At 64.2% G+C, this 1,489-nt stretch carries 1 protein-coding gene; it reads left to right on the top strand.

The genetic code is table 11. The features are described 5' to 3' along the window. Positions 1-195: 195 nt before the first annotated feature. Positions 196-1,488 (top strand): IS4 family transposase, encoded by a 1,293-nt coding sequence (locus tag NKI24_RS35705; protein WP_023675890.1) that lies wholly within the window; start codon positions 196-198, stop codon positions 1,486-1,488. The last annotated feature ends 1 nt before the right edge of the window (position 1,489 follow it).

The raw sequence follows: 1,489 nt of genomic DNA on the forward strand, positions 1-1,489 counted from the left end.
CTAGGGCGTATACACATCTTGCTGCGACGGATTGACTCGGTTGTGACGTGTCGGATTCCGCCGGCGTGTGCTGTATGATTCTTCTGTGACGTTCTGATTTGGAGGAGCGTCGCCGATGCAGACATGCCAGGACTGGTCCTTGGGTTCATTTGGAGATCGTCGTCTCGATAAAGGGGGGCGAGGCTGCTCCAAGGCATGGTGCTGCGCGAAACGGTTTGCCTGCGCCGGCTTGCCGGTGGCGACCATTCCGAAGAGATCCGCTATGGGCGCTTTCTCGGCAATGACGCGGTGACAGCGGACCGGATCATCGCAGGCTGGAGCGATCAGACCCGGCTTGCGGTCGAGGGCCGGCATGTCCTGGCGGTGCAGGACACCAGCGAGATCAAGTTCCCGACGACAGAGGGCAACCGGCGCGGCCTGGGCAAGGTCAAAAAGGGCAATTGCTGGGGCCTGCTGCTGCATCCAATGCTGGCTCTTGATGCCGAGCGCGGTTCTTGCCTGGGTCTTGTGGGCGGGCAGGTGTGGACGCGCGGGGACGAGGAGCTGCCGCCGCATGCCGAGCGGCCGTTGAGCGAAAAGGAATCGCGCCACTGGATCGAGACGGCCGAAGCGGCCAAGCCGGTGCTGGCCCGGGCCGGCATGGTCACCTTCATCGCCGACCGTGAGAGCGACTTGTATATGATGTGGGCTGGTGTGCCGGACGGCCATTGCCATGTTCTGTCGCGTCTCATGAATGACCGGGCCCTCACCACTGGCGGCACGCTGCGCCGCGCCGTGGCGAAAGTGGTGTTCTGCGATACGCAGGTGATCGAGCTGCGCGAGCGCCAGGACCGCCCGGCGCGCCGGGCTGAGCTGTGCCTGCGCTTTGGCGAAGCCACGATCAAGCGGCCGGCGAACCTGCGCGCAAAGGGGCTGCCAGAGGGGGTGACGCTGCGCTGGGTCGAAGTCGTCGAGACGGCTGCGCCCGACGGCGTGGAGCCGCTTCATTGGCTGCTTCTGACCACCCATGCGGTGAGCAGCCCTGCCCAGGCCTGGCAGATCGTCGCCTGGTACAAGCAGCGCTGGACCATCGAGCAGTTCTTCCGGACGATGAAGGCCCAGGGCTTGAAGATCGAAGACAGCCAGCTGCAATCGGCCGCACGCCTGGAGAAACTCATTGCCATCGCCGCCAAGGCCGCGGTCATCGTCATGCAGCTCGTGCAGTCCCGCAGCGGCCAGGACGCTCAACCGGCAAGCCTCGTCTTCACGCCAAACGAGATCGACACACTTGCCGCGCTCGAGAAGCGCTTCAAAGGCAAGACCAAGCTGCAAGCCAATCCCCACCCCAGGAGCTCGCTCGCCTGGGCGGCATGGATCATCGCCAAGCTCGGCGGCTGGAACGGCTATGCTTCCTCCAGACCACCGGGACCAATCACCTTCTACAACGGCCTGGCCTACTTCCGTGCCTGTGCCGATGGATGGGCTCTGCGAGATGTGTATATGCCCTAGC

Source organism: Mesorhizobium sp. M0701 (genome assembly GCF_040320365.1).
Lineage (GTDB): Bacteria > Pseudomonadota > Alphaproteobacteria > Rhizobiales > Rhizobiaceae > Mesorhizobium.